Genomic DNA, 25,085 nt, shown 5'->3' with positions numbered 1-25,085 from the left:
ATGCAAGCGAAAGGGGCGGCTTTGTCATGACACAAGACAAGCATCAGGAATTGGGGCTTTTTTTAAAGAAAAAACGCGCTTCGCTCACACCGGAGCAGGTTGGTTTACCTACGGGAAGCAAACGGCGGGTTGAGGGATTACGCCGCGAGGAAGTTGCGGAATTGGCCGGTTTAAGCATAGATTGGTATGTTCGTTTGGAGCAGGGCAGGCCTGTCCGCCCTTCAGCCGAGGTATTGCTGACCTTAAGCGATGCTCTGCAGCTAAATCGAAAAGAACGGGAATATTTGTATACTCTGGCGGCGCAGCGGCTGCCCGACGAAACACCCGGCTCATTTAAAGTCAGTTCCGGAATGCAGCAGTTTCTGGATTTGCAAAATCCTTATCCCGCTTATATCACCGACCACGAGTGGAATATTATTGCCTGGAATCAGGCCGCTCTGTCGGTATTCGGGGATTATTCGGCAATGACCAGGCTGCAGCGCAATTCAATCTGGCGCTCGTTCATGGACCCATATATGGAAAAGCTGCTGGACAACTGGGAAGGTCATGCCAAACTGCGCGTGAGTCAGCTAAGAATGGTCCACAGCCAGTTTCCGGAGAATCCGGAACGGACGGAATTGATTAATCAGCTCCTTCGGCACAGCGGCAAATTTGAGAATTGGTGGAATGAACAAACCATTGCGGGGACGCCGGAAGGCAAGAAACTGATCCATCATCCTGACGTCGGCGATATTCGCCTGAGCTATCTTTCCTTTCAAGCGGAAGAGCTGCCGAATGCGACGATTACCGTCCACCTGGCAAGCGACACGGAATCAAGACAGAGGCTGGAGCGGCTGCTGGATAACAAGATTTCATGAGGAAAAAAATAAGCCCGCCAAAGCTCTGCAGGTGCCGTCCTGCAACTAAATGTGCAGTTCGGCGTTACCGGTCCAGGCCCGGCTGCAAGCGCTGGCGGCTTGTGTCACTTGAAATGCTCACGGCGGTGGGTCAGCATCAATTCATCTTCCGTGATATACAGCGGAAATGGCGGCGTTTCCTTCAAATATCTTTGACTGGACAGCAAGTGATAGTGAACCTCGGGAAGCGTTGCTTCTTCACGCAGAGGAAGCTTGCCTGTATCACTGATATAGTTATCGACCGCCGACTGAACCATATCGAGAAAATAGGGAATGTCCTTATCCCCTTCCTCAAAAATTTCAAACGTTTCCCTCGACATATAGAACTTTTGCTCGGATCTTCCGCCCAAATAACGGGCCAGCCGGGACAAATCGATGCTTTTGTCGTCCTTCATCAGGACGGTACGGTTGATTTTGGCGGGCATATCCAATTCGAATTGGCGAACGGCCTGTTTAACATCCGGCAACGTTACGGTGACCTGGCTTGGGACGGGTTCTTTCTTAAACTTTTTAAAAAGCATTTCGAAAGACTCCTTTCTAGTTGCCATAGATAACGCTTACAATTCTATTTTATTCCACAATCTTAATTTTAATCAAATCAAATTCTTACTGTCACAGAACCGTACGATTTATAAGACGATTATTTGACAGATTCCCAATGCGTCCATATTTCACGCGGATTGAGCTCATACTTGTCGTTCTCCCTGTACATGAACTGATGCATGATAAACTCGCGGCGGATGGTGGCAAAGTCGTCATGGTACTGTTTGATGAAGGCGTTGATTTCTTTCTCGCTATATACCACGCCCGGCTTCAACTGTTCGACAATATGCTGGAGGGCGATCAGTTTTTTCTTGTATTGCGCCGGAATCTGCCGCAGACGTCCGTCCTTGGCAAAGAAATTGCGGATCACCGATTCCTTCAGATTCTGTTCCTTGCTCTCCTCTTCCATCTCACTTGCCCCCTTGTCAAAAATAAACCGCAGCGACGCCTCCCCGCCATTCCGGATAAACTCCGTATTCAGCTTAAAGTACACGGTGTTCTTGTCGCGGCGTTCCTTGATAAGCGCTGCCGAGCGCAGTTTGGCCGCATGATGCGTTACCGTAGGCTGCGACAGATTCAGCTTCTCCGCCAGCGCCTGGCCGTGCATTTCCCCCTTAGACAGCAGCAGAAGCATGCGAAGACGGGTGGGATCGGCGAGGGCTTTATGATAACCAACGATTTTATCGAGCTGCAATGCGGACACTCTCCTCTTGGACGAAACTCATTAGATATATATCTAATTATATACAATGAACGACCTTTAAGCAAATGAATAAGCGCTAGCCCGTCTCCCCTGGAAAAAAGGCGCAAATTGAGGTAGGATTTAGTTTACACGTTTCAGACGTAGACAGTAAATGCGAGGAAACTACGGGAGGTTGTCCGCTTTATGCATGATGTGATAATTATCGGAGCCGGGCCCTGCGGCTTGTCCGCCGCTATCGAATGCCGCCGGCAGGGCCTCTCCGCGATTATTGTGGAGAAAAACTTTATTGTCCATTCCATCTACCTGTACCCTACTCATATGCAGTTCTTCAGCACCCCGGAGCTGCTGGAAATCGGTGATGTACCCTTTACGACGCCGAATGAGAAGCCATTCCGCCATGAAGCGCTCGTCTACTACCGCAAGGCCGCCGAGAAGCATGGTCTGGAGATTGCCGCATATGAAGAAGCGACCGCTATCGAGCGGCTCGAAGACGGGAAATTCGGCGTACATACGGTGAACCGGCGCGGCGAGCGCCAGACCCGGCGGGCGGCCTCCGTCGTGATATCTACCGGCTACTTCGACCAGCCGAACTGGATCGGCATTCCCGGAGAGGATTTGCCCAAAGTGACTCATTATTTCGGAGAAGCGCATCCGTACACCGGCATGAAAGTCGCGATTATCGGAGGCAGCAATTCGGCGGTCGACGCGGCCCTGGAACTGATGCGGGTCGGAGCGGAAGTCGACATGATCTACCGCGGGGACAGCATCTCCGGCAATATCAAGCCTTGGGTGCGTCCGATCTTTGAAAGCATGGTGCAGAAGGAAAAAATCCGGCTCCATCTTTCCTCCAGAGTTACCGAAATCACGGAGGATACGGTAGTGGTATCCTCCGTTTCCCGGCCAGAAACCTGCACAGTGGACAATGATTTTGTTCTGGCGATGACCGGCTTCAGGCCGGACCGCAGGCTTCTGTCCTCGATAGGTGTCTTTATGGACGACGATATGGATAAGCCCGTGTTCGATCCGGCGACGATGGAGACGAACATTCCGGGCGTATACGTGGCGGGCGTGATCGCCTCCGGGCGCAACGCCAATGAAATCTTCATTGAGACGGGACGCCGGCACGGGGCGCTGATCGCCGGGCATCTTGCCGGGAAGCAGTCGGCCAGAGACAAGGAGCTGAACTGACAATGGATTATACTTCCCTGCTTCTTCTGGGGCTGGCTGGCCTCGGCATCATCAGCAGCAACTCGACCGTGACCATCGCCATGGTAGCTCTGCTGCTTGTGCGTCTGCTCGGTCTTCACCAGGCTTTTCCGTGGCTCGAAAAATATGGACTGACCGTCGGTATCATCATCCTGCTGATCGGCGTCATGGCGCCGCTGGCAAGCGGGCGGATTTCGCTGCAAACTATAGGCCAGGCATTCCTGCACTGGAAATCGCTGACCGCTATCGGCGTCGGCATCCTTGTCGCCTATCTTGGAGGCCGGGGAACGACGCTGATCGGCAGCCAGCCGACGATTGTCGCAGGTCTGCTGATCGGAACCGTCATCGGGGTAGCCGTCTTCAAAGGGGTGCCGGTCGGTCCGCTTATCGCCGCGGGCATACTGTCGCTCATTATCGGGAGAATGTAATGGGTACACGCTTATTGACTTTTGTTCTGTACAGTGTTTTGATATTTTTAAAACGTATTTAAGGATTATTGCTGCACCCCGAACTTCAGGAGGATAAAGATGTCTAGACAATTTATAACAGAAGCCGTGATGATGGCTATTTACGGCCAGCTGCTGGTGCCGAAAACGCCGGTGGAATATATCGTTCCTTACACAACCATACTGGAACTGTACGAGCTCCGGGAGAGCGGCGAGCCGCTGATGAATATTCCCGACGACGACCAGCACGTCAAAGTCAAGATCGGCGAGCTGATCGCCTATTTCGAAGAACCGCTCAACCAGAAAAAAATCCGCCGCTGCCTGAACGTACCCTGGGCCAAAAGTCCGGCCATTCTGCTTGGAGAGCAGTCGCAAATAACGATTATCAACAGTGTGGACAATGCCAGCTACGGCGAGACGTTCGACCCGATTGAAACCGAGCTACTCCTGTCTTCGCAGCGGGAAAAGATTCCGATCCTGACCGACCAGTTCGAGATGATCCACCGGATTATCGACGGCGGCATTCCCGTGACAGTATACGATATCGACGACTTTGAATTTGCCATGGAAGAAGAAACGTTTAGAAGGTCCCACTGACGGGGCTTTCCATTCTTCCGCCGGGCACTGAAATGAAAAGCGGGACCGGGCAAGAGAATCTCCTTGCCCCGGTCCCGTTTGTTTGTTGTTTGGTGTTCCCCTGACATCCGGCATCCTTGGCGCTTAAGAGGGACAGCCCCTCTTACTTATTTGCGCTTGCGGCTGCTGTAGGCGCTTCTTCTCCGCCTGGCGCAGGCTCATACCGGTACTCGATGTCATCTTCTTCCGTAGAATAGACGATGGACAGATTATACCCATCCATATACCACAGGTCCTGCTCCTCCATGTAAAATACGACACCTTCGCAGGCGGCTTCAAGCCCCGGACGCCCCGGAGGCTCCACGGCAATGCCCAGCGAGAATCCGGGATGCAGTCCGCCGCCCGAGCTGTACCGGGGAAACAGGCGGATGCTGGCACCGTCCGTCAAACCGAGTTCCCGCTTGAACCAGGAGGCGGCTTCAGGACTGACAGAAACACTCATAAAGCTTCAACTCCTTTGTCTATTACTTTTATCATACCTTAATCCAAGCTCTATTCCAATCGCTTGCGGAATAGAGCGATTCGTTAAAATTCTTTTTTTGTTCAAAAATATGTTTGACAAATTTGCAGAGCCGGTGATAAACTCTGAATTAGCGAAACGTTGCAAATTATTACCAATCTTAACGAAAGGGTGATCTCGGTGTTTAAATTTACGGATATCCATCACACTATTGTCGGCAGCCTTATCCAACCGAATACCGAAGCAGCCCTGCAGGTGAATCTTTCCCGGAAGCGCGCGTTCTAGCCGCTTTTGTTTCGGGAAGCCGAACATTTTCCTCGCCGGTGCTGTTATGCACCGTGCGCATGATACGTTTGAGAACCAGGCATATCGTCCGTTAACGGATGGTATGCCTTTTTTGCTGCCTACCGAAGCTGATCGATCCGGCTTGACCCTGAACTTATTGCCGACGCAACTCCACCCTCGAAAGGAAGGGATTTTACATGTTTTCCGTGTTAAAAGATCTCGGCTGGTTCTTCCGCCGGGAGAAAAGGCGCTATACGATCGGCCTGTTCGTGCTGATTATAGCGGGCATCATTGAACTGCTGCCCCCGCGCCTCCTGGGTTCCGCTATCGACGAAATCGTACGCGGCTCCATTACCGCAGGTTCTCTGATCAAGTATATCGCTATGATTATCGCTCTGCTTCTGATCATCTACTGGATTACCTACATATGGATGCGGAACCTGTTTGGAGGATCGAACCTGGTCGAACGCCTGCTGCGTTCCCGCTTTATGAACCACCTGCTTACGATGACACCCTCGTTCTTCGAGCGAAACCGCACCGGTGATCTGATGGCCCGGGCCACCAACGACATTCGGGCGGTATCCGTCACCGTGGGCTTCGGCATGCTGACGCTCGTCGACTCCACCATTTTTTTCGCTGTTGTACTCTTTGCCATGGGCTTTCTGGTGAGCTGGAAGCTGACACTGGCCGCCGTGCTGCCGCTGCCGCTGATCGCAGTGGCCATGGTCATATACGGCAAAGCGATTCATGACCGTTACACCTTGGCGCAGGACGCCTTCGGCGATATGAACGACCAGGTGCTGGAATCCGTATCCGGCGTGCGGGTCATTCGCGCTTACGTGCAGGAGCGCTTGGATGAGAAGCGCTTCGCGGCTATAACGGATGACGTCTACCGCAAAAATATGGCCGTAGCCAGGGTCGACTCTTTTTTCGAACCGACGATCCGGTTCTGCGTGGGCCTGAGCTACATTATCGGCTTGACGTACGGTATTTATCTCGTTCTCCGCAATCAGATCACGCTGGGCGACCTCGTATCGTTCAATATGTACCTCGGCATGATCGTATGGCCGATGTTCGCCATCGGCGAGCTGATCAATGTGATGCAGCGCGGCGGCGCTTCGCTCGAACGGATCGATGAGACGCTGAATGCCGTGCCGGATGTGCAGGACGTTGCTAATCCGGTCGCCGTATCCGATCCGGGCTTAATTGAATTCAATAATGTGACGTTTCGCTACCCATCGTCCACTATCGATAATCTGACCGGCGTCAGCCTGTCGCTGTCCAAAGGCGAGACGCTGGGCGTTGTCGGCCGCACCGGCAGCGGCAAATCGACGCTGCTCAAACAGCTGCTCCATGAATACCCGACCGGAACCGGCAGCATTCTCATTTCAGGCGTTCCAATTCAGAACATAGCGCTTGACCGTCTTCACGGCTGGATGGGCTATGTGCCGCAGGAACAAATTTTGTTCTCCAAAACCGTGCGCGAAAATATCCAGTTCGGACTCGTGAACGCAAGCGACGACAAAATTCTGGAGGCGATTTCCACCGCAGCCTTCCGCAGCGATTTGGAAACGCTGGAGAGCGGCCTGGATACGCTTGTCGGAGAGCGGGGCGTCTCTCTTTCCGGAGGCCAGAAGCAGCGGGTATCGCTGTCCCGCGCTTTTATCGCCGAGCCGGAAATCCTGGTTCTCGACGATGCGCTGTCGGCGGTGGACGCCCGGACCGAAGCGCGGATTGTCGATAACATCCGGTCTCAGAGAGCCGGAAAGACGACTCTGATTTCCACCCACCGCCTCTCAGCCGTCGAGCATGCCGACCAAATCGTCGTGCTCGACAACGGGAGAATTATCGAACGCGGAACCCATACGGAGCTGCTCGGGCTGAACGGCTGGTACCGGGAGCAGTACGAACGCCAGCAGGTGGAGGATAATCTGGGCTAAAGAAAACAATTTTAATGTGATAAGCAAGTGTTCACCATTTACCAGGGAGGTGCCATTCATCTTGAAACAAAATACGGGCAGACGCCTGCTGCAATATGCGCTGCATGCGAAGACAACCTTCATCGCAGCGCTCCTCCTGCTCTCCATCGGAGTCGCGGCGGAGCTGGCGGGCCCTTTTATAGCCAGAAGCATGATCGACAACCATATGCTTGCCATTGAACAGCCTTACTACCAGACCTCGTCGCCAGACGATGCCGCTCTGTACAACAACGCCTATTATAAGCGCGGAGACAGGTTCAAGCCGGGAGAGGAAAAGGGCGGCGAGGTCCGCCTGCTCCAGGTTGGACGAAGCTTCTATTTCATCGGCCAGCCCGTCGAAGCGGCAGACGGGGAACGCAGCTTTGAAGCAGGCCAAGTCACAATCGACAGCGGCGGCAACAAGTTGAGCTATCCGGCCGTTAAACTTACGACGGATGAATTGTTCGCTTTTTACAAACCGGAGCTCCCGGGCATTACCAAGCTGGTCGGACTGTACGGAATGTTCCTGGTCATCTCGATCCTCGCCGAATTCGGCAAGACCTACTGGCTGCAATCATCCGCCAACCAAGTCGTCCGCCGGCTGCGTACCGATGTGTACGCACATATTCAGCGGCTGCCGGTCTATTTTTTCGATAATCTGCCTGCGGGCAAAGTGGTATCCCGTGTTACCAACGATACGGAAGCGGTCAAAGAACTGTTCATCGCCGTATTGTCCAACTTCGCCAGTGGAATTATCAACATTATCGGCGTCTATACCGCCCTGTTCCTGCTGGATGCCCGGCTCGGACTGGTCAGTCTGTTCATCGCCCCGGTCATCGTGGTGTGGGTGATTTTGTACCGCAAGGTCGCAACCAAATATAACACGATCATCCGCTCCCGCCTCAGTGAGATTAACGCCATCATTAACGAGTCAATTCAGGGGATGTCGATTATCCGCATCTTCCGCCGCCAGAAGCAGAGGCTGGACGAATTCGAGACGCTCAACGAAGATTATTTGAAGTACCAGAACAAAATGCTGAATCTCAACTCGCTTACCTCGCATAATCTGGTCGGTTCGCTCCGCAGTCTTTCCTTCGCGCTCGTACTCTGGTATTTCGGGTTCGGCAGCCTGAGCGGAGGAACGATCGTTTCGCTGGGCGTCCTCTACGCCTTCGTCGACGTGCTGGGACGGATGTTCCAGCCGATCATCGGCATGGTCAACCAGCTTGCGAATCTTGATACCTCTATGGTATCGGCCGGCCGCGTCTTCAAGCTCATGGACGAACCCGGCGAGAGCGTAACCGATGGCGGTATGCCCCGTTACAAAGGAAATGTGGTGTTCAAGGATGTCTCCTTTGCCTACAAAAAAGACTTTGTCCTCCGCGACATTTCCTTCGAGGCGCGCTCCGGCGAGACCGTCGCCCTGGTGGGCCATACGGGCTCCGGCAAAAGCTCGATCATCAATCTGCTGTTCCGTTTCTACGACCCGCAGCGCGGCTCGATCTCCATTGACGGACAAAAGACGACGGACATTCCGAAACAGTGGCTGCGGAAGCATATGGGCATCGTCCTTCAGGACCCTTTTCTGTTCACCGGAACTATCGCTTCGAACGTCAGCCTGGAAGACGAGAGTATAACGAGGGAAAAAGTGGAATGGGCGCTCAGAGAAGTCGGCGCGGACCGGCTGCTTGCCCATCTGCCGCAGGGCTTCGACGAGCCGGTCGTGGAAAAAGGCAGCACGCTGTCCGCAGGGCAGCGCCAGTTGATCTCATTCGCCCGCGCGCTCGCCTTCGACCCTGCGATCCTGATTCTCGATGAGGCCACATCCAATATCGACACCGAGACGGAGAGCCTCATCCAGCAGGCGCTGGAAGTCCTTAAGAAGGGGCGGACGACATTCATCATCGCCCACCGGCTGTCGACGATCCGCAGCGCAGACAAAATCCTCGTTCTGCACCGCGGGGAAATCGTCGAACGGGGCAGCCACGATGAGCTGATGGCGCTTGGCGGCCGCTACTACCGTATGTATCAGCTTCAGACCGGCTCTGCCGTCCAGAAGGAGGATACCGCTCAAACTGCCGAGACCGCCCCGGCTGTCCATATTCCGGCCGGTATGCAATCGGCGGGCCGTCAAGGATAGACCATTCCGCCTTGCCGATGAAACTTTTGATGTCTCCTCTTAATATCTGCCGACCCCTGTCCCACCGGACAGGGGTCTTCTGCATTTAGGAACTTTCATTGCGAAAGGAACGCATGTTCGTTATAATGGGTTAATCATCCAACGGAACGGAGTGAAGACGCTTTTGATAAGCTACAAAGTATCCAAACGCCAGGCTGCGCAGTTTCTTCTGAAGCATCAGCGTCTCGGCCCTTATCGGCTGCCGAGCGGGAAAGAAAGCGTTTACCGCTATATCCGGCATGTCAACTGCATCCAATACGACCCGCTGAATATAGCCGGCCATAACCATGAGCTTGTGCTTCAAGCGCGAATCCCCGGCTTTACACCCGGAATGGCGCAAGAGCTGCTGTATCAAGACCGGCTGCTGCTCGACGGCTGGGACAAGAATATGTCGATTTATTGCACAGAAGATTGGCCTTACTTCCGCAGACTTCGAGACAGCGCAGCCGCCCGTTACGGTTCCAATGAAGCCGTGATGGCGATGGTCCACAACGTTCGGGCTGAGATTGCGGAGCGCGGCCCGCTCTCCTCTCTTGATATGGGCTGGAAGGACAAAGTCGACTGGGCCTGGGCTCCCGCTAGACTGTCCCGCGCCGCGCTGGAGAGCATGTATTTTTGGGGCGAACTGTCCGTCCATCACCGGGTTCACACCCGCCGCTATTATGATTTCGCGGCTAATCTTCTGCCGAAAGAACTCCTTGCAGAACCGGAACCCAATCCGTCTGAGGAGTCCTATCAGGAATGGTACGTACTGCGGCGAATCGGCGCGATCGGTCTGCTGTGGAACAGAGCCGGCGACGGCTGGCTGGGCATAAGTAATATTAAGAGCGCGGATCGTGCCGGAGCGATCCAACGGCTGCTGCTGGCGGACTCCATCAGGGAAGTGAGGGTGGAAGGAATCAAGCCTCCGCTCTTTATTCGAACTTCTGATGCCCCTGATCTGGAGACGATTCTGAAGTGCAAAACCGGCGAGAGTCCGTTCGATAGCGGATATTACGCCGCTGCTTTGGCTCCACTCGATAACCTGATCTGGGACAGAGAGCTTATCCGCCAGCTGTTCGGATTTCAGTACCGCTGGGAAGTATATAAGCCTGCGGGAGAACGCCAATACGGATATTACGTACTGCCGCTGCTGTATGGAGACCGCTTTGCCGCAAGATTCGAACCTGTTATGGACAAAGCAACCGGTGACCTGATTCTGCGCAACTGGTGGTGGGAAGCCGGAGAGGGACCGCATATTTCCGGCTTAATGGCGGCGGCGAAGTCCGCAGTCTCCACGCTTGCCCGTTCATTGGGCGCACTAAGGATTACGGTGCCGCCGGCAGTAGCCGCGCAGAGCGGCATCGGCGAATGGGATGGAGATCTTTAACTTTCATTATCTCAAGAACAAAGCCTCTGCCGGCGTTCCCACCGGACAGAGGCTTTGATTCGGTTACATTTCAGACTCAGTGATTGCGCCGTTTTAAATCGGCGGGAGGATAACCTCCGAGCATATCTTCTTCTTCCAACTTGCCTTCCAATCCCAGCTTATGGTACAGCTCCGTACAATATCCCTGCAGCTTCAGCTCCAGAGCGCCTGCTTTATTCTTGAACCTCTTTAGTTCCCTGATGATACGGGTTCTGCCGGAAGGAGTAAACGTATCCTGGATGCGTTCCTTGAAATAATCATGGACGATATAATTTCTCTGCTTCCAAACATGGTGCAGCTGCGCCGTCTCTTCCTCTGAGAACGGAAAATGATGTTGGATTTCCTTGATGAGCTGGCCGAGTGAATTGCCAAGCTTACGTTGATATAAATCCGACAAATCAGCCTCGGAAGGCAGGGTGCCCTGGGAAAGCTTTGTCAGCAGTAGCAGATTGGTGAGCTGCTGCTCCAACGCCTGGCAGTAATACACGGCCAGTCCGAAATAGGCGAACAGTTCTTTGGAATGTTCACTCTCCGGTAATTGTGTATCCTCCTTCATCTGTCCTCCGTTGTCATGTTTCGTAATTGATTTGATAATAATTCTGCATAATTCTGCTTATGTATGAACAATAATTCGCCAAGCTCCCTTTGATTCCCTCTTCCTATTGTAATATGAGCGTTCTAAAAAAATCAAAGGCCAGCATTCCGCAGAAGCTGGCCCGTTAGCTATTTAAAAGATTCGTTGTCGTTTTTATACTCAGATCAATACAGCGACGGCTTCGCTTATTTCGCGGCAGGCCTTCGCACAGTCCAGGCAAGCGTCGATACAATTCCGGCAGTGCGTTTGCTCATATCTACCGCATTCCTTGGCAGTGGCTTCGCAAATATCCGCGCATAGGCTGCAAATATCGGCAACGTACGGACTTTGGCGGGTCATGGCCTGGATCGCATAAGCGCAAATATCAGCGCATTCCCGGTCCATCCGGATGCAATCCCGCAGCAGTGCAAGGTCATATTCTTTCAGGCTTGAGACATAGCTTGAGTTACAGGCGTTCATACATTTAAGACAAGCGTCAATGCAGTCCTGGTATTGAATTCGGGTCATAGCCTTTAACCTCCTGCAATCTGATGTTGTATGCCTTAGTATTAACCTCCGGCCGCATAGGCGAATCAGCGGTGCCGCTTCCGTTCCCCCGCCCATCCCTCTCTAAAAGCCGTTCGATCCCTGACGCAATAATGCTACAAGCTTCTTTTTACAGCCGCCGGACGTCCGAACAATCGCCCTTCCAAATGCAGCAGTTTCTTGCGCAGATCCCCTGACGAAAAATGCTCTCCGATAAATACCGCCACGTCTCGGACATCTCCCTGTGGGGTGATTTTTATAAAATCCGACTCTTGGTAAGCGTATTGAAAGAGGAAACGACCCGAAGTATCATTAAAGGTCAGCACTCCCTTCGCTCGGTATACGTCGGCCGGTAATTCCTTGATAAAGGTTTCGAATTCCACGCTGTTAATCGGATTCGTGAAAAAATGCGTGTACGCCATAACATGGTCATGAGCAGCACGGCCCGTATCTGCGGCGACAATCTCTTCCTCCTCCGAGAAGCCTACCCCGCCCGCTTTGGAGCCTGGAGAATTGTCGTCAACCGCCACGTCCGAGGTTCCCGCAAGCGATGCGTTATCCGAGGAATCAAGCAGATTGTCCAGGTCTACCTCGCACCGCACGGTCGGAATAATCTCCGCATAAGCATTCCATTTTCGGAGTACCCCGCTCACTTCCGCCGCCTCTTCCATAGACACGCGGTCCGTTTTGTTCAGAATGAGCGCGGAAGCGCTGCGGATTTGCTCCTGCATCAGCCGGTAAGTGGCCCCCTTCTGCTCTCTGTACAGCTGAAGAAGATGGGCTGCATCGACTACGGTAATCAAGCCCTTCAGCTCGACTTTGGTGTAAAGCGACGTTTCGGTAACGTTATCGATGATATCCAGAGGATTAGCCGCACCCGTAGCTTCGATCACGATCACATCGGGCGATTCTCTCTTCATAAGCGTAGTAAGCTCCATGCTGAGATCGACGCTTGCCGAGCAGCAAATACATCCCGACAGAAGCTCAGCCATCGGCACGGATTCGTCGACCAGCATGCCGTCAAAGTTAACATCTCCGAGTTCGTTCATGACAACGGCCGGACGCATGCCCTTGTTCTTCCAAAACTCCAGCAACCGGTACAGCAGAGTCGTCTTTCCGCTGCCCAGAAATCCCGACAAAATATATACAGGAACAGCATTTTCCATCAATTTGATCTCCCCTTGGGTTCTCTTCTGTAAGCGAGTGTACTACATTCCTTGGCAGTGAAGCAACCTCATAAATAACAATGTAAGCGGTTTTTAGTTAATGTTTAACATTTTATTGCTATCATCCCACATCTTCGTTTTCTTGCGGCCGGTGTTCCATTCCTCTATGATAGGGGCAAGCGAATTTCCACGAAAAAAGCGTCAAGGAGTGATAATCACCGATGAGTTCAGTCGAGCAGCACCGGATGGAAGCGCCGGATTCGGTCAATTGTTATGTAATTACAGTCTCGGACACCCGGGTGATGGATACGGATAAGAGCGGCCTGCTTATCGAGACTTTGCTTGAAGAGTCCGGCTATAAAGTTGCCGGTCGGACCATTGTGAAGGATGACTATGACGATATCCGCGAGCTGATTCACATTTGCACAGCGGACAGCAGCATCGAAGCTGTGCTCCTTACGGGCGGTACCGGCATTGCTCCTCGCGATTCCACCTATGAGGCCGTTGAGTCGCTGCTTGACAAGACGATGCCCGGATTTGGAGAGATTTTCCGATACTTGAGCTATGCCGAAGACATCGGAACCGCGGCCATCTTAAGCCGGGCGGTTGCCGGAACGATCGGGAACACCGCCGTGTTCTCCATGCCCGGATCGACAGGGGCGGTCAGGCTGGCGATGACCCGGCTGATCATTCCCGAGCTTCGGCATGTGATGCGGGAGATTTATAAGTCTTCCTGAAGCTCCGCTTCACCTTCTATCACCGGCCCCCGTTCTTGCCGGACCCCTCTTTGCCGGATCTATTATGGGGTCCGGTTTTTTGCATTGACATTTCCGAACCCATCCTATAAAATGTTGAACACTTTTCGCGAAAGTGGTTTTTGATTAACCATTCGGTTAATCGGAAAGGAACAATATGAGCTCATTACCATCCTTGCATCATAAAATCAAAACCGTTGTCAGTCCCTTCCATGAAATGCTCTGCAGCCTGCACGTGCTGTTCCAGCCCGAGCATCATCCAAGGAGGCTTCAGTGGTCACAGGAGCTGATGAAAGAAATGCCGCCGCATCTTCAGGATGGTATCCGCCAAATTGGCGGATTAACCGACTGCTGGACCGCATTAATGGATCTGGCAGACCATTCGGGACAGCCTATGACCTGCCGTAAAGGCATAGATGCGCTGAACAGCCTTCCGGATGCGGAGCTGATCCATCTAGCTTTGAACAATGAAGTGCCGATCGGCAGCGTCATACAATGGATGAATGGCACAAGAGGACTGGAAGCGGAGGAATTGGAGGAGGCCGGGCTATCCCTGCTCGGGTCGCTTACGGAATTCCGCAAGCTGCTCGCAGACACGTTAACACGTTACGAGGAATCCTTTTTCCGCCGGGAATGGCAGGTTGTTGAACCCTGGCTGCAGACGGCCGCCGCCGCCTTTCAGCAGGAGGCCGAAAAGTCCGCTGAAAAAGCCGTCGCTTCCCTGCATCCGCGGCTTTTTGCGGAGAAAGGGGCAATTACCGCCCAAAAAGCGAAAACGTACCATTTTGCCTATGACAGCCTGGAGCATATTTATGTGTTTCCCAGCACCTTCATGTTCCCTCATCTCTTAGTCGGCTGGTGCGGAAAAGATCTCTATCTGCCGCTTGCCGTCGACATTCCGGAGCTGCCGTACAACGATTCTCCGCCGGCCGATCTGCTTCTGCGTTTCAAGGCGCTTGGCGACGAAACACGGCTCAAGATCGTGAAGCTGCTGTGGAAAGGACCGCACTGCACAAAGCAGCTTGCTCCCGTTCTCGGCATTTCCGAAGCGGCCGTTTCCAAGCATCTGAAGCTTCTGTCCGAAGCCGGTCTGATCAGGGCCAAACGCCGGGGAAGCTACCAATTTTACTCCGTCGACAAAGAGGAATTTGAAATGACGATTGTGCTGCAAAGGCAGTTTCTGGAGCAGTAACCTAAAGCAAAAGCCGTAAAAAGGAGCGCTTGAAAATGTGGCACACCGCCGTCGCGACATTGGTCAGGAACCAAAGGTCCAATCTCAGAGCTTATCCCTGGACGTTTACATTCGGCCATATTATTGATGGAACGTATCTCGTTCTCGTCTCTTATTTTTCCTATGTTTATTTAATTAAAGGCGATATTCAATCCCAGTTTGCCGCCTACACGGGCACCTCCGATTATTTGACGTATGTCATTATCGGCGGGGCGCTGAATCTTTTTTCGGTCAGCATGATGATGAATGTTTCGAGAGCGCTGATTACAGAGTGGCGGGAAGGGACACTGGAAGCGCTGCTGCTCTCCCCCTCCAGCCGTTTCGGGTATTTTGCGGGCACTGCCGTTCAGCAGCTGTTCCGCAGTCTGTTCGAGCTTGCCGTCGTGCTGATTTTCGGAATTGCGGCAGGTTTGAGGCTGCCTCATTTCGATGCTTTTTCGGTGCTGATCGGCATCTTCGCCTATTTGTTGTCCTGCTTTACGATGGGACTTCTGCTGGGCTGCGTGATGCTGTATTCACGGGATACTTTTTTTGTGCAAAATACGCTGTTCGCGTTCACCGCACTGCTATGCGGGTTTCAGTTCCCCCGGGAGTACCTTCCCGAAGCTCTGCGGATCGCAGGGGAAGTGTTTCCTTTAACCGATGCACTGGGGCTGCTGCGCGGAAGTCTGATGACAGGCGGGGTTATCCGGTTTGGCGATATTGTCCCCGTCCTGCTGCTGTGCGCCGTCTATATCGCGCTTGCTCTGTGGAGCGGCACAAGGATCGAGCGGAGAATGTTCGAGCGGTATTGAGAAGAAAAATGCCCGCTAAGAAGAAAGGTTGTGAACAGAATGATATCCATGAACGAGGTTACCAAAATATACCAAACCAAGAACAGGCTTGCCTGGTTCCGTTCGGAACGGGTAAAGACCGAGGCGGTGAAATCATTGTCGCTTACCCTTGAACCTGGACAAATAACCGGCCTGCTGGGACTTAACGGAGCCGGCAAAACGACGACCATCCGCATGCTGTCCACCCTACTTGATCCGACGGAAGGCAGCATTGAGGTGGACGGTTTGGAGATGAACCGCAACCGCACCGCTATTCAGCAAAAAGTGAATATGATCGCCGGCGGCGAACGGATGCTGTATTGGCGGCTTACGGGCAGGGAAAACCTCCACTATTTCGGGTCTTTGTACGGTCTGGACTCTGGCCGTCTTCGGCTGGAAAGCGACCGGCTGCTGAATGAGGTAGGTCTTTCCGATGCGGCCGACCGTCCGGTGGAGCAGTATTCCAAAGGCATGAAGCAGCGGCTGCAAATCGCAAGAGGACTCATCAATGACCCGAAATATCTGTTTCTGGATGAGCCGACGCTCGGACTGGACGCGCCAATAGCAAGACAGCTGCGCGGGATGGTCCGCAGTCTTGCAAAAGAACGGGGGAAAGGCATTCTGCTGACCAGCCACTACTTGCAGGAAGTGGAGGAGCTATGCGACACCGTATATGTGCTGAACCGCGGGGAGCTGCTGATGTGCGACACTCCGGACCGCATTGTGGCAAGAGTGGCGGGCATGCAGACGGCTCATTTTGAATTAATGGGCTGGAGGGATGAGCTGAATCCTCTGCTGTTGGAGTACCTGCAAACCGAAATCGGATTAAACCGAAAGGAATGGACTGAGCTTCATACACCTTCTGCCGATTCCGGCACTTCCCTCGGGGAACCCGTCCGATTGACCTTAAAAAGCCGCTCGGCCGACAAGCTTATCACCAAGCTTTTGCCCTGGACAGCCGAAAATGGACTAAAGGTCGTTTCCTTTTCCGCCGAAAAGCCCAATCTTGAGGATGCCATCATTCTGTTGTCGGAAGGAAAAGTGTCATGAAGCTGCGCCGCTATATGATCTCGCTCCGGGCGGAAATTCTGAAACAGCACAGAAGCCGGACACGGGGAAAAGCCGTATTTTTCTCGATGCTGCTCTGGCCTGCCTTTGCTTTTCTAACCTCCTATTACGCGATGCAGCCCTATCGGACCGGTGAAGGCTCTGCATTGTCCAGGGTAATCCCCCCAGGCGGAATTCCGCTGTTCCTGCTAAGCGGCTATCTGGTGTTTCAGCTGTTCTGGACCACCGTCCATTCAGCTTGGCTGTTCGAGCAGGAGCGCAAGCAGAGCACATTGGAAATCATTTTTTTGACGTCATCATCCAAAATGGCCTTTTTATTCGGCCGCTCCCTATATTCCCTGTTCAACGGAATTTGGATGTTCGCGGCGTTCTCCTTCCTGACCTTTTGGTTTGTCACCAATCCCGGACAGGTGAAATGGGCCGTTCTGCTGCCGGTGCTGGCGCTTATCGTATGCTCTGCGGTCATCTGGGGAGCGATGCTCAGCGCCGTCTCCCTGTTCTCTCGGGACTCCGGCCTGCTATATTACGTCTTTCAGGCTCCGATGGAGCTGTTCGGGGGTGTGCGAATCCCTCCTTCCGTCTTTCCGGTGTGGGCAAAAGGACTTTCTCTGCTCTTTCCGGTTACCTACAGCCTGATCCTCGTTCGCGGGGCGCTGTATGGGAGTACCGGCGGACAATGGATGTGGTCGCTTGTCGTGCTGATTGCTGCCGATGCCGCGCTAGTATGGCTGACTGGATACCTATTGGCAAGGGCTGAGAGGCATGCAAGACTCAAGGGGAACTGGAGTTTGTTCTGAATTAATGCGTGGAAAAAAGGGGCTCCCAACCGTTCGTCATCTTCTACGGTATCGGGAAAGCCCCTTCTTTTGTGTTCAATCGTTTAACGATACGTGCCCAGCACACGGTCATAAATGTCCTCGATTAGCCGCAATCCGCCGTTATACCCTGCATAGCCGCAGTTTAATACCAGCCGGTAAGTAATCGGCACGCTGACTGGAAGCAGATCGGCCCCGATATCGACAGCCAGATCACGTTCCCAGCCGCTTCCGAGAATCAGCGCACGCTGCTTCGGACTGCTCTTCCTGATATTCTCCTGGATTTCCCCGCCATCCACCGAGAACTCCACCTTTGCCGACCTTCTGTCGGAGATACGGCGGAACTGTTCACGGATTCCTTCGCGGTACTGTTCTGGAGTATCGTCTACAATGTATTGAACATCCGCCGGCAGAATACCCAGCTCATTCAATAAATATTTGGAAAAGCCTACGGCGTAAGTAGCGTCGAGTATCGTGTAAAATACACGCGGAATTCCGTAACGGAACTCCAGCATGAAATCGGCCGTACGTTCGATATGCGTATAGAATTTACGCTCTTCGTCCGCGATGAATTTCTCAGCCTTTTCACGGTCCACGCTGTCGCCGAATGCTGCAACCTCCCGCAGGAAACGGCCAGTCTCCAACCCTCCAACCGGCAAATAGGGAAAATGATAAAACGGCGTTCCGTATTTCCGCTTGAGCAGCTTGGCGCTTTTCAGTCCCGGCCATGCGGACACGACAATATTAAATTCGGCCTGAGGAACGGTCAGCCATTCGGATACGCCGCCCGATTCGGGACCGAAAAGGATATTCGGTGTGAGGCCTATACCTGTCAGCAGCCGTTTGATCTCCTGCAAGTTACCGATCCAATAAGGGTCCTGGTACGGAATGGAGGCAAATACATTGACAAGTCCCGGTATGACTTGATCTTTGGCAGGTGCATACCGGTCGACGTACTGCTCAATAATCGCCTTGATGATAAGGTCATGGCTGACATAATTATTGCTCTTGAAGCCGCCGGTCTCCGCGAACACAATTGGTTTGCCGAGATTCTGAAATTCACGGGTTACCTGGCCGACATCATCTCCGACAATATCGGAGGTGCAGCCGGTGAGCACGACGAACAGGTCGGCGTCAATGACCTTGAACGCTCCGTCAATGACACCCTTCAGTTTCTTCTCGCCGCCAAATACCACCTCAGATTCGCTAGCATTGGTGCAGGGGATCGTACTGCCTCCCGCATAGCCTTCCCCTTGCCCGAGCAGGCTGTGGATTTTGGTGCTGCAGCCGGGTCCGGCATGAACGATGGGCACGGCCCGCTGGATTGCGATGACCGTCTGCTGAACGCCCAGCGCGCAGGAATACCTCGGCTGTTCAATAAGCTTTGACATGAGTACTGCCTCCCAAAAAAGTGTATGGATCTTGCTCCAGCCACCATTTGGTGTAAGGCATGGAACTGTGTTTCGCCAGGTTGGTCACAAACTCCCGGTTGTCGAGCGTCTCTAAAATGCGTTCCGCATAATTAAGCAACCCCTGGTAACCCCAGCTGAAATGTTCATCCCCGATCAGCAGCGTAGGAATGCCGAGCTTGGCACCCCAAAGCGTCATTCCCCCGTGACGGGCGATCATCAGGTCCGGGCGGACGCGGTTCAGAATATTGACCAGCTCGTAAGCTTGCTTATTGCAGACGTTGTATCCTTTTATATCCCCGTATGTCTTGACCGTGTGATCCAGCATATCCGCCGCGCTGCTCTCATTGTCATAAATCGGATCATGATGGAAAATAGCTGCGCCCTGCACATCGATCCCGAGTTCACGAAGCAAGGCGATCAGAGCATGGCCATGGGCTGAGCCCGCAGTTAAATAGCAGGTTGTGCCTGTAAGCTTAGCTCGGTACTCTTCCAGCTTCGGTAGTACAGCGGCTCGCTCCTCAAGTATAATTTCCTCAATCTCGTCTTCGCGGTCCAGAACGCGTCCCAGCTCGCGCATCCAGGCATCCGTTCCCGCCAAACCGTAAGCCATTGGAGCCTTGATTTCCGGTACTCCGTATACTTGCTCCAGCGCGGCTCCCATATAGGTACCAAGCGTCGGACAAATCTGAATCGTTGCCGCAGCCTCGGAAATGGTTTCCAGCTGGCTTACTGTGGAGAAGGGAACGACGTAGTTCGCTTCGTAGCCCAAGCGGTTCAACAGCTTCGAGAATACATCACTGCCCCAGAAATTGATGATATTCACTTTATTCGTCCGCTTCTGCGGAGGCTTTACAATCTTGCGCACGATAGAGTGGTAGGCGGCGTCAAAGCCGGAGGTCCAGATTTTGGATCTGAAGCCCTCGCATACACAGTTGACAACCGGTATGCCAAGCTCTTTCGTCATCCGGTCTGTGACACTTTCCACATCTTCTCCAATGATCCCCGAGGCGCAGGACGTAGTGACGAAAATCGCATTCGGCTTTACCCTGTCATACGCGAGGCGTATCGTCTTCTCCAGCTTGGATAGGGCACCGAAGACCGTATCCATTTCCTCGATATTTGTATTAAAATATCTGCCAATGGCCGGCGGAAGATCACGCTCCATTTGTCCAACCCGGTAAACAAAATTATAGCCGAAGAAATCCCCGGCGCAGCCGACGGGCGCATGGTTAACCATCGCCGCATCCCGAATCATGGATAATTGGCAAAATGCGTTCCCCGAGCTGCAGCCCATGCATTGGCTGAAAGAACGGGTGCCGTCCTTGAGACAGCCGCTGCTGGAGCAGTCGACCAGTTCTCCCGCAGTGCCGGCAAAGCCCGTTATCGAACCCAGACGCTTCTCGCGGACCGGAACCTCGGTTAAATTCAAGTTCACTTTCGGCATGTCCTCTCCTCCTTTGCGTTATAAAACTTTATGTTTCGGTTAGTCTTAAACGCTACACCAGCGTCTCCACAAAAGCTTTCTCGAACGCCTGCTCCAAATCGGCGATTAAATCGTCGGCATTCTCCAAACCAATGGAAAGGCGGACCGTTTCCGGCTTGATCCCGGCTAAAATCTGTTCTTCCGCGTTCAGCTCGCCATGCGTCGTCTTCGGCGAATTGATAATCAGCGACCGGGCATCGCCCACATTGGCATGATAACTGAACAGTTCCACCGAATTGAGGAAGATCTTGAGCTGCTCATCGTTTCCTGTGAAGCCAAAGGAGAAGATCGAACCGGCGCCTTTCGGGAAATACTTGTCGGCCAGTGTTTTGTACGGATTGCCTTCGGCGGCGGGATGGTTAACCCAGCTTACTTTATCGTTGCCTTGGAGATACTGTACAATTTTCAGCGCGTTCGACACCTGCTTGTCAATTCGTTCCGACAGTGTAACAATGCCTTGAATCAGCAGGAAAGCATCGAACGGGCTAAGCGAAGCTCCAAAATAAGCCAGATAACTGAGCCGTATTCTTGTCGTAAACGGGGCAGCCGGGAACACTTCAAGAATGCTGCGTTCACGCCCTGTATTCTGGTCTCTCAGCAAGAACTGCGGCTCTTGAAAATGCGGGAATTTTCCGTTGTCCCAGTTAAATTGGCCGTTCTCCACGATGACCCCGCCGAGTGTCGTTCCATGGCCTCCGATCGCTTTGGTCGCCGAGTAAATGATAATGTCCGCTCCATGAGCAAAAGAGTCGAACAAATACGGAGTGCCAAACGTATTGTCAATAACCAGCGGAATCCCGTTGTCATGCGCAACCTTGGCGATGGCTTCAACGTCCAGGATCGTCGCATTCGGGTTGCTGATGCTCTCAATCAGCACCGCTTTGGTATCCGGTCCGATGGCTTGGCGGAAGGAGTCCGGATCATCCGAGTTCTCCACAAAATCGACTTGGACGCCGAATTTAGGGAACAGACGCTTGATAGCGTCAAAGGTTCCTCCGTACAACTGAGGCGTTGTTAAGATTCTCCCGCCCCCCTCTGCCAGGTTCAGCAGAGTATAAGCAATCGCGGCCATTCCCGACGCGACGGCGACAGCGCCGGTTCCTTTATCCAGAGCGGTCAACCGCTGCTCCAGCACATCTACGGTCGGATTTCCGATCCGTGTGTACAGGAAGCCCGCTTCCTCAAGACCGAACAATTTCTCGGCCCGTTCCACGCTACCCAAATCGTATGAAGCCGTCTGATAAATCGGTACGGCAACCGCATAATTATGATCGCTGGATTGGTAGCCCGCTCTTACCTTCAGTGTGTCAAAGCCCAATTGTTTCTCGCTCATACAGATCCCTCTTTTCGATTAATGTATTTGGAACAAGCCTTATTGTAAAATAGCTCCTCGGCCCGAATGAAGAAAGGCCAGCAGTCTGTCCAATGCCTTTTCAATGGGAGCCTCAACGGCAAGAGCCGTTATTCCCAAATTGTGAAGCACCGCCGCAGCCCCTGGACCGACCCGGCTGACAAGGACATACGAACAGTCCGCGAGAGATTCGGCTACAGCCTCCAGCCGGATTTGCTCATGCCCGTCTCTACTGGCAGGATTGCCAATTTCCCGGTTTTCGCTCTGTACATACAAACCTTCTTCATCGACTTCATAGATAATAAATCGGTCGCACTGGCCAAAGTGCCGGTCTACAGCATAACCGTCTGAACTGCCTACTGCCACTTTCATTTGTATCCCGTCTCCTTTGAAATCATTTCGTACATTCCCCTCCTCAAAAAATCAAAGAGGCCCGCTGTAAACAAAGCGAGCCTCCAATGGTTATGGTCGGCGTGTGACAGATTTCACAATAATAGCCAAAATATCAAGAAGAAACGGCTTAGCCGTCCTCCGTAGAGGAGCATCCGTTTCTCGCAGAAATATAAGGCCATTTATAAGCGTGAAACTTAAAAATCCTTATATTTAAAAAAGGCCGGAGCTATCCTGTCTGTCAGGAAGCATCCGACCTGCGGTTAACCGCTCGGCTAAAAACTTAAAAACCTATTGATTTACTTAGTTTTAATATAACGATTAATACCGCATAATTCAATCCCTTAATCGTGAATTAAATGTGATCTTTTGCAGAAAATAAATGAAAAACAGCAAGCCTCATAACGAGACTTGCTGCTTCCGATTAAGCGGTATGATGGTTCTTACAGTTCCGGATGCTCATGCTTCGCTTTGAGACGGCTCCAGCGGCGCTGAACCTCTTCCTTGAAGTTGTTCAGGGCTGCTTCGTTCTCTTCCTTGAGCAGATGCTTGGTTTTACCCATGCCTTTGAGCCATTCGGTAACGTCGACGCGCTTCTCTTTCTCTTCCGGATTGTACGTAATCGTGGTAACGCCTTGTTCCACTTCATACAGCGGGAAGAAGCAGGAATCAACTGCGAGGGATACCAGCTTGGTGCCAACATTGTCCTCGGTCATCCAGTTCAGCGGGCAAGCAGACAAGATTTTGCCATATACAAGCCCTTCGTTCTGAGCGTACCATTGGGCTTTGGCGGCTTTCTTCACCAAATCCTGCGGGAAAGCTTCGCTGCCCGTGAACACATAAGGAATATTGGTGGCAGCCATAATTTGCGGAGTATCTTTATGCTGCGTCACTTTACCTTTTTGCGTCTTACCGATACTGGATGTCGACGTGCGGTGACCGATCGGTGTCGAATACGATTGCTGTGCGCCAGTATTCATATAACCTTCGTTGTCATATTCCAAAACGATCATTTTGTGTCCGCGAAGCGCGGCGCCGATTGCAGGTCCCATACCGATGTCCATGCCGCCGTCGCCGGTAACCATAACAAAGGTAAAGTCGTCTTTCAAATTAAGGCTGTCAAGCTCGCCGCGGCGTTTGCGTTCCCAGAACATTTCAACCACGCCGGACATTGTCGCGGCCCCGCTTTGGAACAGGTTGTGAATGAAAGTCGATTTATGGGAAGAGTAAGGATATCCGGTCGTTGTAACATAGGCGCAGCCTGTGTGATACAGAGCAACAATATCTCCTTCAATGCCTTTGAAGAACAGTTCCAGACCGGAGAAAATACCGCAGCCCGGACAAGTGCCGTGACCTGGGGACAAACGTTTCGGTTTAACGGTCAAGCTGCGCATTGGCGGAATCTTAACCTTGAGTTTGCCTGTCTCTTCATCCTTGTCCACAGTAATCAAGCCAGTCTTGAGAGACTCGAATTTAAGCGGTTTGAGCACACGCTTCGGCGCGCTTTCGGCAGCACCCGGGTTGTGGCCGTAGTAGTCAAAAGGAACCTTTACTTCACCGGATTCCGCTGCTTCAATAGCCAGTTCGAACAGGCTGTGGCCATCTTCGGCGAAGAAGTCCTTGCCTCCGACACCGTAAATCCGGCTGATGACCTTCGTTGTGGTGTTGCCGTAGGTGAACAGGGCCGCTTTGATTTCGTTAACCATGTTGCCGCCATGCGCTCCGAAAGAATCCGCGCGGTCGCCGACGGTAATGGCTTTGACGTTCTTCAGCGCTTCGGCGATTTGCTTCTGCGGGAACGGACGGATTATGTTCGGCGAAATAGCGCCGGCTTTCACGCCTTTCTCGCGCAGTTGGTCGACAACGTCCTTGATGATCTCGGAAGCGGAGTTCATCAGGAATACCGCAACCTCGGCATCCTCCATGCGATACTGCGACAGGATTGGGTAATAGCGGCCTGTCAGGTCGCCATATTCTTTGGCGATTTCTTCAAATACTTCCCCAGCATTGTACATCGCCACGGATTGTTGGTATTTGTTGTTGATATAGTCCGGTTCATTCATGTAAGGGCCGACAGAAATCGGATTCTCGCGGTCCAGGGTATCGTCATAACCGGTCGGTTGAGGTCCGATAAAGCTTTGAACATCTTCACGATTCGCAATAGCTTGGACACGGCGTTTTTGGTGAGAAGTGAAATATCCGTCCATGGCCACAAGCACAGGAAGGCGAACCTTGGCATGCTCGGCAAGTTTGATTGCCATGATGTTCATATCATATACGGACTGTGGATCCGGACACATCAGGATCGGCCAGCCGGTGTTCAGTGCAAAATACAGGTCGGAGTGATCGCCGTGGATGTTCAGCGGTCCGGAAATGGACCGGCAGATGAGGTTCATGACCATCGGCATCCGCGTACCGGATTGAACCGGAAGCTGCTCCAGCATGTACAGGTAGCCTTGTGCGCTTGTCGCGTTAAATACGCGGCCGCCCGCGGTGGACGCGCCATAGCAGATGCCCGCGGAGCTGTGTTCGCCGTCGGAAGGCACCAGCATGATGTCATGCTGTCCGCTGGCTTTCATGGAATCGAGGAACTGCGCAACCTCCGTCGACGGGGAGATCGGGAAATAGCCCATCACATGATAGTTGATTTGATGTGCAGCGTAAGCCGCCATTTCATTGCCGGATTCATATAAAAACTTCTGCTCCACCTTGGAGGAGCCGACTTCCTTTTCGTAATCGATAGCCATTAGTGTTCCACCTTT

Annotated in this window: 23 protein-coding genes; 12 read left to right on the top strand and 11 right to left on the bottom strand. The window is 52.8% G+C overall.

Going from position 1 to position 25,085, the window contains the following annotated elements:
• Positions 1–26: 26 nt before the first annotated feature.
• Entirely contained in the window at positions 27–857 is an 831-nt protein-coding gene (locus tag EH198_RS02080; RefSeq protein WP_124693890.1) for a helix-turn-helix transcriptional regulator, read from the top strand.
• Between the two features lie 104 nt (positions 858–961).
• Here EH198_RS02080 and EH198_RS02075 read toward each other — a convergent pair whose 3' ends face one another.
• Both EH198_RS02075 and EH198_RS02070 read right to left on the bottom strand, forming a co-directional pair.
• The gene (locus EH198_RS02075; RefSeq protein ID WP_124693889.1) at positions 962–1,417 is read right to left on the bottom strand and encodes a DUF3939 domain-containing protein; all 456 of its coding nucleotides are present in this window, start codon (positions 1,415–1,417) and stop codon (positions 962–964) included.
• A gap of 119 nt (positions 1,418–1,536) precedes the next feature.
• Positions 1,537–2,133: a DUF2087 domain-containing protein gene (locus EH198_RS02070; RefSeq protein WP_124693888.1), complete on the bottom strand. Its 597-nt coding sequence runs from the start codon at positions 2,131–2,133 to the stop codon at positions 1,537–1,539.
• 192 nt (positions 2,134–2,325) lie between these two features.
• Here EH198_RS02070 and EH198_RS02065 point away from each other — a divergent pair, with 192 nt between their 5' ends.
• The 3 genes from EH198_RS02065 (at position 2,326) to EH198_RS02055 (ending at position 4,391) form a co-directional block, all read left to right on the top strand.
• Positions 2,326–3,330, top strand: coding sequence for a YpdA family putative bacillithiol disulfide reductase (locus EH198_RS02065; RefSeq protein ID WP_124693887.1), 1,005 nt, complete (start codon positions 2,326–2,328; stop codon positions 3,328–3,330).
• A gap of 2 nt (positions 3,331–3,332) precedes the next feature.
• Positions 3,333–3,776, top strand: a complete 444-nt coding sequence (locus tag EH198_RS02060; protein ID WP_124693886.1) for a DUF441 domain-containing protein — start codon at positions 3,333–3,335, stop codon at positions 3,774–3,776.
• Positions 3,777–3,875: 99 nt separating this feature from the next.
• A complete protein-coding gene (locus tag EH198_RS02055; RefSeq protein WP_124693885.1) occupies positions 3,876–4,391 on the top strand; it encodes an ADP-heptose synthase in 516 nt (171 codons plus the stop codon).
• A gap of 142 nt (positions 4,392–4,533) precedes the next feature.
• Here EH198_RS02055 and EH198_RS02050 read toward each other — a convergent pair whose 3' ends face one another.
• On the bottom strand, positions 4,534–4,872 hold the full coding sequence (locus EH198_RS02050; RefSeq protein ID WP_124693884.1) for a HesB/YadR/YfhF family protein: 339 nt from the start codon (positions 4,870–4,872) through the stop codon (positions 4,534–4,536).
• A 500-nt stretch (positions 4,873–5,372) separates the two neighbouring features.
• Here EH198_RS02050 and EH198_RS02045 point away from each other — a divergent pair, with 500 nt between their 5' ends.
• The 3 genes from EH198_RS02045 to EH198_RS02035 all read left to right on the top strand — a co-directional run bounded on the left by EH198_RS02045 (position 5,373) and on the right by EH198_RS02035 (position 10,681).
• On the top strand, positions 5,373–7,115 hold the full coding sequence (locus EH198_RS02045) for an ABC transporter ATP-binding protein (RefSeq protein WP_124693883.1): 1,743 nt from the start codon (positions 5,373–5,375) through the stop codon (positions 7,113–7,115).
• 61 nt (positions 7,116–7,176) lie between these two features.
• Positions 7,177–9,273 carry an ABC transporter ATP-binding protein gene (locus EH198_RS02040; protein WP_124693882.1) on the top strand — a complete coding sequence of 699 codons (2,097 nt, stop codon included), beginning with the start codon at positions 7,177–7,179 and terminating at the stop codon, positions 9,271–9,273.
• A gap of 163 nt (positions 9,274–9,436) precedes the next feature.
• The gene (locus EH198_RS02035; RefSeq protein ID WP_124693881.1) at positions 9,437–10,681 is read left to right on the top strand and encodes a DNA glycosylase AlkZ-like family protein; all 1,245 of its coding nucleotides are present in this window, start codon (positions 9,437–9,439) and stop codon (positions 10,679–10,681) included.
• Between the two features lie 76 nt (positions 10,682–10,757).
• On the opposite strand, the gene EH198_RS02030 is transcribed toward EH198_RS02035, so the two are convergent.
• The 3 genes from EH198_RS02030 to EH198_RS02020 all read right to left on the bottom strand — a co-directional run bounded on the left by EH198_RS02030 (position 10,758) and on the right by EH198_RS02020 (position 13,006).
• Positions 10,758–11,276, bottom strand: a complete 519-nt coding sequence (locus EH198_RS02030; RefSeq protein ID WP_124693880.1) for a hypothetical protein — start codon at positions 11,274–11,276, stop codon at positions 10,758–10,760.
• A gap of 198 nt (positions 11,277–11,474) precedes the next feature.
• Positions 11,475–11,822 (bottom strand): four-helix bundle copper-binding protein, encoded by a 348-nt coding sequence (locus tag EH198_RS02025; protein WP_124693879.1) that lies wholly within the window; start codon positions 11,820–11,822, stop codon positions 11,475–11,477.
• A 134-nt stretch (positions 11,823–11,956) separates the two neighbouring features.
• The gene (locus EH198_RS02020; RefSeq protein ID WP_124693878.1) at positions 11,957–13,006 is read right to left on the bottom strand and encodes a CobW family GTP-binding protein; all 1,050 of its coding nucleotides are present in this window, start codon (positions 13,004–13,006) and stop codon (positions 11,957–11,959) included.
• Between the two features lie 221 nt (positions 13,007–13,227).
• Between EH198_RS02020 and EH198_RS02015 the strand changes: the two genes are divergently transcribed.
• From EH198_RS02015 to EH198_RS01995, 5 genes are all read left to right on the top strand, one after another.
• Positions 13,228–13,743, top strand: a complete 516-nt coding sequence (locus EH198_RS02015; protein ID WP_124693877.1) for a MogA/MoaB family molybdenum cofactor biosynthesis protein — start codon at positions 13,228–13,230, stop codon at positions 13,741–13,743.
• 175 nt (positions 13,744–13,918) lie between these two features.
• Complete coding sequence (locus EH198_RS02010) at positions 13,919–14,953, top strand: ArsR/SmtB family transcription factor (RefSeq protein WP_124693876.1); 1,035 nt, start codon at positions 13,919–13,921, stop codon at positions 14,951–14,953.
• Positions 14,954–14,988: 35 nt separating this feature from the next.
• Positions 14,989–15,786 (top strand): ABC transporter permease, encoded by a 798-nt coding sequence (locus EH198_RS02005; RefSeq protein ID WP_124693875.1) that lies wholly within the window; start codon positions 14,989–14,991, stop codon positions 15,784–15,786.
• A 39-nt stretch (positions 15,787–15,825) separates the two neighbouring features.
• Positions 15,826–16,854, top strand: a complete 1,029-nt coding sequence (locus tag EH198_RS02000) for an ABC transporter ATP-binding protein (RefSeq protein ID WP_124694496.1) — start codon at positions 15,826–15,828, stop codon at positions 16,852–16,854.
• Positions 16,851–17,669, top strand: a complete 819-nt coding sequence (locus EH198_RS01995; RefSeq protein WP_124693874.1) for an ABC transporter permease — start codon at positions 16,851–16,853, stop codon at positions 17,667–17,669. Before EH198_RS02000 ends, EH198_RS01995 begins: the two co-directional genes overlap by 4 nt.
• Before the next feature lie 83 nt (positions 17,670–17,752).
• Here EH198_RS01995 and EH198_RS01990 read toward each other — a convergent pair whose 3' ends face one another.
• The 5 genes from EH198_RS01990 to EH198_RS01970 all read right to left on the bottom strand — a co-directional run bounded on the left by EH198_RS01990 (position 17,753) and on the right by EH198_RS01970 (position 25,070).
• Positions 17,753–19,078 (bottom strand): nitrogenase component 1, encoded by a 1,326-nt coding sequence (locus tag EH198_RS01990; RefSeq protein ID WP_124693873.1) that lies wholly within the window; start codon positions 19,076–19,078, stop codon positions 17,753–17,755.
• Complete coding sequence (locus tag EH198_RS01985; RefSeq protein WP_124693872.1) at positions 19,062–20,543, bottom strand: nitrogenase component 1; 1,482 nt, start codon at positions 20,541–20,543, stop codon at positions 19,062–19,064. Before EH198_RS01985 ends, EH198_RS01990 begins: the two co-directional genes overlap by 17 nt.
• 52 nt (positions 20,544–20,595) lie before the next feature.
• Positions 20,596–21,915: an O-acetylhomoserine aminocarboxypropyltransferase/cysteine synthase family protein gene (locus EH198_RS01980; RefSeq protein WP_124693871.1), complete on the bottom strand. Its 1,320-nt coding sequence runs from the start codon at positions 21,913–21,915 to the stop codon at positions 20,596–20,598.
• Between the two features lie 39 nt (positions 21,916–21,954).
• Positions 21,955–22,305: a NifB/NifX family molybdenum-iron cluster-binding protein gene (locus EH198_RS01975; protein WP_124693870.1), complete on the bottom strand. Its 351-nt coding sequence runs from the start codon at positions 22,303–22,305 to the stop codon at positions 21,955–21,957.
• A gap of 461 nt (positions 22,306–22,766) precedes the next feature.
• The gene (locus EH198_RS01970) at positions 22,767–25,070 is read right to left on the bottom strand and encodes a thiamine pyrophosphate-dependent enzyme (protein ID WP_124693869.1); all 2,304 of its coding nucleotides are present in this window, start codon (positions 25,068–25,070) and stop codon (positions 22,767–22,769) included.
• Positions 25,071–25,085: the final 15 nt, after the last annotated feature.

Source organism: Paenibacillus rhizophilus, assembly GCF_003854965.1.
Taxonomy (GTDB): Bacteria; Bacillota; Bacilli; order Paenibacillales; family Paenibacillaceae; genus Paenibacillus_AQ; species Paenibacillus_AQ rhizophilus.
The sequence above is the reverse complement of the archived record's forward strand: the minus strand, read 5'-3'. Positions and strand labels throughout refer to the sequence as shown.